We start from the raw sequence: 7,282 nt of genomic DNA, 5'->3' as shown, positions 1-7,282 counted from the left end.
CTGCTTGTTTCTTTGACGAGAAGAGCGTACCACTTTTAGCAGTTGGCCTCCTCTTCTACACCTTTCCATGAATGTCGCACTTATTATCTGAAATCGGGCCCAACCCCACTCACCTACATTATCGACAACCCTGAGAACGCGGGTGTTAGCATTCATAAACTCACTGAGAAACTTGATGCAGGTAGCATCCTAATCCAAGAGAAATTTGAGGTCGAAAACAATGAAACGATTTCATCATTGATGGTCAAGTCTCAGTTACTCGCAGAAACTCTGTTAGAAGAATTACTTAATAACTTTAATGAGCTTTATAATAACGCCACACCTCAATTGGAAAAGCTAGCGTCATTCCAAAGTCTACCTCCAGTAAAAAGAAGGTTTGTAAATTGGGATCAAAACACCGCTCAATTTAGTCATGCCCTTCGACAGTATGGGCACTTTGGGATTCTTATTTCGTTAGATAACGCGTTATATATCGCAAATGATGTCGAAGTCACAACTTTCAGTCACGATTTCACGTGCGGTAGCATAATCTTTGAGGATGCACTAATTAAAAGCATTGCTATAAATGATGGCTATGTTGTACTTTCTAAGCGTAGTTTAAGGCTATATGAATCAAGAGTACTAAACTAGTTGATTACGGCTTTAATGTTTAAAGGTCCTAAGCACTTTTTTGTGTTGTGTTGATCTACGTCAAAGTAAGAATAACGGAATACCGCTACTATTCCCTTACTCACTGATGGAGTTTATTGTGTCAGGCATTTATAAGTGGTTTAAATTAGTACTAATAGCTGCGCTGCTTTCACAGCACGGCTTTGCTATGACGAACCCAATTAAATGTGATGGTCACGACACATCAGAATCTCATATGTCCTCAAATGATTCCTTATCAAGCGTAGAACATACTACTTTAAATAATCACACACTTCATTCAGAAAAGAACCAGGATGTACAGCACTGCGAAGGAAATGATCAATCGATATGCGCGTGCTGTATAGGTGCTTACTGTGCAACTTCTTTAACCCAATTTTGTATACTTTCAAATATTGAAATTCTGATAAGTGAAAACATTAAGCAAAGCTCATTTTCAGATATAAATATTACCCCTTTAATTGGTATACACTCTCCTCCCTTCCACCCTCCGATTAAGAGCTACACATAAACTCAGTGAGGCTTTTCTCTAAGTTTTCTTTACTAATCAATTGCAATCAAAGAATGTCTTAGACGATCAACTGCTTAATTAATATACATTAAGACACTGTTTGCTATCAGTAAACGAACAGCAAGTATTATCCGCCTCACTTAAAAACGCATTACATCTTAGAACCGAAAGTTTCACGAGTTACATGCCTATTGACCTGCGTCCCACACACAGGTTTAGCCTTTAGGTATAAGTAAAATTTTAGGTTAAAGACATCGGAACAACTATGAAAGTAAGAGAGATCGCAAGCGCCTTGGCTACAACGCCAGATACTGTTCGCTATTACACGCGCTTGCAGTTAATAACGCCGGCAAAATCTGACAATGGTTATAAATTCTATTCAACGAAAGATGCTTCCAGGTTGCGGTTTATATTAAGTGCAAGGCATTTAGGTTTTTCAGTTGAAGATATCAAGCAAATTCTCAGAGAAGCAGATAATGGAAAGACCGCTTGTCCCCTAGTTAGAACCTTAATTGCAAGAAGGCTAGCAGAAACAGAAAGACAATTTAAGGCAATGTTGTTACTCAGGCAAAATATGATGCTGGCAGTAAGGAAATGGGGAGCAATGGGTGACAAAGCCCCATCCTCACACGTGGTCTGTCATTTAATAGAAGAGTTTGAACACACCGTCCTGGAGGAAAACATAAATGACAGAACTTAATGCAGGTGTTTCTTCAGAAAAATTGTTGTCCGTCAAAAAACAAGTCTTCTAAAAATAGGAAAAAAGGAGAGCACTATGAGTGCAGAAGTAACACAGCGACAATTAGTGATAGAAGGCGCCGGATGTGCCAGTTGCGTTGGAAAAATAGAAGCTGCCTTGAAGCAGACGCCGGGAGTGCAGAATGCCGAAATGAACTTTGCAGACAGAACAGTACTTGTATCGGGTACAGCGGATTCTCAATTATTGGTTCAAGCAGTAGAGTCCGTTGGTTACAACGCAAAGCCTTTCGAAGATAAGCCTGACACTGATGTAGTCGATGAAAAAGAAGCAGCGGATAGGACCTATTACAAAAAGCTGATGCGAGATACTTTCATTGCGCTTTCGCTAGGTATCCCTCTAATGACTTATAGCATTGTTGTCGACGAAATGACGGTCGAGACTAATGTCGAGAGGTTGTTGTGGCTAGCAGTTGGCCTACTGACGCTGGGTGTAATGTTCTTTTCCGGCCGGCATTTTTACATCGGTGCGTGGAAGAGCTTTAAAAATCATTCTGCCAATATGGATACACTCATTGCACTTGGTACAGGCACAGCATGGTTCTATTCGATGTTGGTAGTGTTGGTACCTGAAGCAGTGCCGTTAATGGCAAGGCACGTTTATTTTGAAGCTACAGCTATGATCATTGGTCTAATTGATCTGGGGCTTGCCTTAGAACTAAAAGCCCGCGGAAAAACCTCAGAAGCAATCAAACGTTTAATTGGATTACAAGCGAAAACAGCCACGGTTATTCGCGACAATAAAGAGGTCCAGGTCGCTATCGAGCAAGTGCTTTTTAACGATGTCATCAAAGTCAGGCCTGGAGAAAAAGTGCCTGTTGATGGTGTGGTTGTTGAAGGCCATACGTCAATCGACGAGTCAATGCTAACCGGGGAACCGATGCCAGTTGAAAAATCACATGACGATGAAGTCGTTGCTGGAACTCTCAACAAGTCAGGAATGTTTCTATTTAAAGCAACTCGAGTAGGTAAAGACACGGCACTGGCGCAAATCATTGCAATGGTTAAACGCGCACAAAATTCAAAGCCGCCTATTGGGCGCTTGGCCGACGTGATATCCGCTTACTTTGTTCCTGTGGTCATGATTATATCTGTGCTCAGTGCGCTAGCATGGCTGAACTTTGGGCCTGAGCCCGCACTGGCATTTGCCATAGTTTCGGCCACCACTGTATTGATCATTGCTTGTCCATGTGCATTGGGCCTAGCCACGCCGATGTCAGTTATGGTGGGGGTTGGAAAGGCTGCTGAAGCCGGCGTGCTAATTCGCAACGGCGAAGCGCTACAAACGGCATCAAAAATCAGTGTGATGATACTGGATAAAACCGGAACGATTACGGAAGGTACACCCAAGGTCACTGACATAATTTTAGCCAATTTCAGTGATGAAAAGACAGTGCTGCAATTGGCAGCTAGTCTGGAAAATGGTTCAGAGCACCCATTAGCAATGGCGATAGTAGAAAGTGCCCACGACCAGGGCATTGAGCTGCTGAAAACCGAAGAGTTTAATGCGATTACCGGTATGGGGGTTGAAGGCCGTTGTGAAGGAAAGGCCTTATTGTTTGGTAACAGCAAGCTTATGGCTTCAAAAGGGGTGGGCATAGGTAATTATTCAGAGAAAGCACAAACACTGGCCAAAGACGCCAAAACTCCCATGTATTTCGCTGTAGATGGACAACTTGCTGCCATCATAGCGGTTGCCGACCCGATAAAACCTGACTCTGTTTCTGCCATCAAGCGTCTTCAGGCTAATGATATCCGGGTCATCATGTTAACGGGGGACAACAAAGAAACTGCTGCTGCAGTGGCAAAGAAAGCGGCAATAAGCGAGTTTTTTGCTGAAGTATTGCCCGAAGATAAGGCCAACAAAGTACATGAATTACAGCAGCAGAGAGAAGTAGTGGGTATGACTGGTGATGGAATTAACGATGCTCCGGCTCTTGCCTTGGCTGATGTTGGCTTTGCCATTGGTACAGGAACGGACGTTGCCATTGAAAGCGCCGATGTCACCCTGATGCGCGGCTCGTTGCATGGTCTGGCCGATGCTATAGCGGTTAGTAAAGCCACCTTGCGCAACATTAAGCAAAACTTGTTTGGAGCCTTTATCTACAACGTAGCAGGTATACCTTTTGCGGCGGGCGTGCTCTATCCATTTTTCGGAGTATTGCTAAGCCCAGTTATCGCCGGAGCCGCCATGGCATTTTCTTCGTTAACAGTGGTATCAAATGCGAACCGGCTTCGCCTATTCAAGGCAAAGGACCACTAAGGAGTTTTCTTATGATGATAATTAATATTGTGGGACTTACGGGTATTGCACTGATTATTTGGTGGTTTTGGTTATACAAGCCTGATCAGACAGTTACTGAAAGTAACGAAATACTCATAGAAGTAAAAAATGGCGTGTACTCACCAGCGTCTATTCAGGTAAACGCAAACCAATCTGTTACGTTGAAGTTTTTGCGCAAAGATGAGTCTCCCTGTTCCGAAGTACTGCTAATTCCTTCATTAGATATCAGTGAGCAGCTAACGCTTAATGAGGTAACACCAATTCACCTCGAAAACGTCCCACAGGGCGAACATACTTTTCACTGCCAGATGCAGATGTATCGCGGTGTTCTTACGGTGGTATAGGAGGAGTCATGAAAAACAGTCACCCCAGATTTTGGTCAACACCTACAGGGTGGGCAGCATTAGCGATGATCGCTGCCGTTACTTATTTTTTAATTTTCGAACATGGTCATCATGTCCTTCAGTTTCTTCCCTATTTGATTTTATTGCTGTGCCCATTCATGCATATATTCATGCACAGTAGCCACGGTAAACACGGACACGCCCACGAACATTCTCGCGACAGTGACAATAAGCAGAAAAGTTTTCAGGAATTGAGTGATAACAACGCGGCTTATCGTGATGGATACATTCAGGGGTTGGAGGAAGGCCGAAAGGAGTCACTTAAAAAGGACAACCAAGATGAATGATACATATGATTATGGCTTATGGTCAATGGTGATACTGAACTCAGCTATTTTTATCTTTTTTGCATTCAGTTTTGTAAAGCCAAAATCTTCCACCGACTGGCGAAGTTTGGGGGTATTTTCTGCGTTTATTGTAGCCCTGTTTACCGAAATGTATGGCTTCCCACTGACTATTTATTTCTTGTCAGGATGGCTTGCTGAAACCTATCCGGAAGTAAACTTTTTTGCGCACGAAAACGGACATCTGTTGCATACTTTCTTTGGTTTTAAAGGCGACGCCCACTGGGACCCATTTCATATCGCCAGTATGGTATTTATTGTTGCAGGATTCTTTATCTTGTCCTCAGCATGGAATGTGCTGCACCACGCTCAGAAGAACCATCACTTAGCTAAGACTGGATGGTATGCGCGGTGTCGCCACCCTCAATATTTAGCCTTCATACTGATCATGTTCGGTTTTTTGTTGCAATGGCCGACCATTCCCACACTGGTCATGTTTCCAGTTTTAGTTGTTGTGTATGTGAAACTGGCAAAGCGTGAAGAAGCTCTGGCTATTGCTGAATTTGGCGATGAGTATGTGAGCTATATCAACACGACACCTGGCTGGATCCCAAACCTCAACTTTAAATTAAAAGGTGAAAGCCATGAAAAAATTCACTAAATCAATCATTTTTTCAACCACATTAGTAATGGCTGCAACATCGCAAGCTCAACAAATGGAAGAGCATGAGCATAAGGGCTCAGACAAGCCAGAGATTCAAACGGGAATGCCTATGCGTGGCCAAGATATGCATATGATGAATGCAAAAATAAAGTCGATGAAGGAAGAAGTTAACGCTATCAAAGAAGAAAAGAATCCCAGCAAGCAGCGTGAAATGATGAAAAAACACATGCAATCCATGATGGGAATGATGCATATAATGCACGAAAAAATGGAAGGGCAACCCATGCAAAACCAAGTTGATATGGCAGAAAGGCATCTTAAGATGATGGAAGTAATGATGTCGAAAATGGATGGAAGCCATTCACCCGAATCTCAGAAACATTCAAATTAACACCCGAGGAGAAAGATATGAGTGATTTAGACCACAGAGTCGGTGTCAGAGAAGCAAATTTAGTCGTTCGGAATTTACGGCTCAGCAATGTCTATGAGGCAAATTGCGAGCCCCTAATTGAAGAGATTGACAAACTCTTTGGCATTGATGAGGTGAGCTACAACATCAAAGAAGGGGCTATTCACCTGGCATATGATGCGACACATATCGATTTAGACGGTATTGAAGCGATCATTCGAAAACACGGCGCAGATCTTCACAATGACTGGTGGACACACACAAAAGAAGGTTATTACCAGTTTGTAGATCAAAATATAAAAGACAATGCGACGCACAAACCGTGGAGTTGCCACCACTTGCCGCAGGGCGCTCACAGGAAGCGTACATAACCTTAATGTGCTCTACGTTCTCACTCAACAACAATGCTGAGCGATGTCGTTACATTATGATGCTGGCTTTAAGGAGGCGTAAGATGAAAATTCGAGAAAATGTATTTGCGTTCGCGTGCGCCGCATCGTTCAGCTTCGAGAGTGTTGTTAGTTGTTAGTTCTTTGTTCATTATTACAATGCCCGACATGATGTCACCCATGGCTGGTAATATAATGTTTTCAGACTGGCAAGGGATGATATGGAACGTGCCTTTATTGGGTGTAGTGATAGGCGGAGCTTTATGGGCTTTGTTCGCAGGTGTACTGGGTTGGCTTATTGCCAGTATTTACAATAGGCAGCTGTAGTAGTGAGGGCTAAATAAATAGTCAGTATTTGTCCTTTTAGCACAGGTACGATATTTGCTGATATCTACTGCCACATAAATTTAAACTAACGGTGAGATATTATGATAACCAATAATTCAGAATTAGCCTTACAGCAAGCCATGCAACTACCCAGTCAAACCAATACAGAGAAGCAGGGTTGTAGCCAGCCACCTGAGTCAAAAGGACAGGAGTTTGCTGAAATAATGAATACACTGAAGCAGCAAAAAAGCGGTTAAAGTGTGCCACGAGTAAAAATAACCGGCACGCTAATGCCGGTTAATTCCTTTCCTATTCATAACAACTGCGCTTACCTTTTAGGCTGCTACTCTGCCTACGCTGAATATTGTCTTACTCCGTCGATGTAGTTCATGAACAGCTTCAATGATTTGCATCAGTTATAATTTTTATCATCATCATCATACGCATGGAGCTTTAGAAACCATTTCTCAGCCGCGAATACGATAAGAAGTCCAGCCACAGAAATCCGGGTATACGGATTTAATGGTTGATGGGGCACCTTCACCCCATCAATCTGATACCACCCTCAGATGGTTGATAGATCGACTCCGTAGTTGAGTTCCTCTG

General features: G+C 42.9%; 10 protein-coding genes. All 10 read left to right on the top strand.

The annotated features are described in order from the left end of the window. The first annotated feature begins 42 nt into the window (after nt 1-42). The 10 genes from BIZ39_RS19525 (at nt 43) to BIZ39_RS19480 (ending at nt 6,933) form a co-directional block, all read left to right on the top strand. Nucleotides 43-630: a formyltransferase family protein gene (locus BIZ39_RS19525; RefSeq protein WP_262385812.1), complete on the top strand. Its 588-nt coding sequence runs from the start codon at nt 43-45 to the stop codon at nt 628-630. Nucleotides 631-1,424: 794 nt separating this feature from the next. Further along, on the top strand, nt 1,425-1,859 hold the full coding sequence (locus tag BIZ39_RS19520; RefSeq protein WP_012516906.1) for a MerR family transcriptional regulator: 435 nt from the start codon (nt 1,425-1,427) through the stop codon (nt 1,857-1,859). 75 nt (nt 1,860-1,934) lie between these two features. Next, nucleotides 1,935-4,178 carry a heavy metal translocating P-type ATPase gene (locus BIZ39_RS19515; RefSeq protein WP_187447800.1) on the top strand — a complete coding sequence of 748 codons (2,244 nt, stop codon included), beginning with the start codon at nt 1,935-1,937 and terminating at the stop codon, nt 4,176-4,178. Nucleotides 4,179-4,189: 11 nt separating this feature from the next. Next, nucleotides 4,190-4,543 carry a cupredoxin domain-containing protein gene (locus tag BIZ39_RS19510; RefSeq protein ID WP_012516908.1) on the top strand — a complete coding sequence of 118 codons (354 nt, stop codon included), beginning with the start codon at nt 4,190-4,192 and terminating at the stop codon, nt 4,541-4,543. An 8-nt stretch (nt 4,544-4,551) separates the two neighbouring features. Further along, the gene (locus BIZ39_RS19505; RefSeq protein ID WP_012516909.1) at nt 4,552-4,890 is read left to right on the top strand and encodes a DUF2933 domain-containing protein; all 339 of its coding nucleotides are present in this window, start codon (nt 4,552-4,554) and stop codon (nt 4,888-4,890) included. Continuing rightward, a complete protein-coding gene (locus tag BIZ39_RS19500) occupies nt 4,883-5,548 on the top strand; it encodes a methyltransferase family protein (RefSeq protein ID WP_012516910.1) in 666 nt (221 codons plus the stop codon). Before BIZ39_RS19505 ends, BIZ39_RS19500 begins: the two co-directional genes overlap by 8 nt. Continuing rightward, entirely contained in the window at nt 5,532-5,942 is a 411-nt protein-coding gene (locus tag BIZ39_RS19495; protein WP_012516911.1) for a hypothetical protein, read from the top strand. The genes BIZ39_RS19500 and BIZ39_RS19495 overlap by 17 nt, the downstream gene beginning before the upstream one ends. 17 nt (nt 5,943-5,959) lie before the next feature. Next, nucleotides 5,960-6,331 (top strand): hypothetical protein, encoded by a 372-nt coding sequence (locus BIZ39_RS19490; RefSeq protein WP_012516912.1) that lies wholly within the window; start codon nt 5,960-5,962, stop codon nt 6,329-6,331. A 99-nt stretch (nt 6,332-6,430) separates the two neighbouring features. Then, complete coding sequence (locus tag BIZ39_RS19485; protein WP_012516913.1) at nt 6,431-6,676, top strand: DUF5676 family membrane protein; 246 nt, start codon at nt 6,431-6,433, stop codon at nt 6,674-6,676. 101 nt (nt 6,677-6,777) lie between these two features. Beyond that, a complete protein-coding gene (locus BIZ39_RS19480) occupies nt 6,778-6,933 on the top strand; it encodes a hypothetical protein (protein WP_012516914.1) in 156 nt (51 codons plus the stop codon). The last annotated feature ends 349 nt before the right edge of the window (nt 6,934-7,282 follow it).

The sequence above is a fragment of the Alteromonas sp. BZK5 genome, from assembly GCF_014349115.1.
Lineage (GTDB): Bacteria > Pseudomonadota > Gammaproteobacteria > Enterobacterales > Alteromonadaceae > Alteromonas > Alteromonas macleodii.
This window is presented reverse-complemented; position numbering and strand designations above follow the sequence as displayed.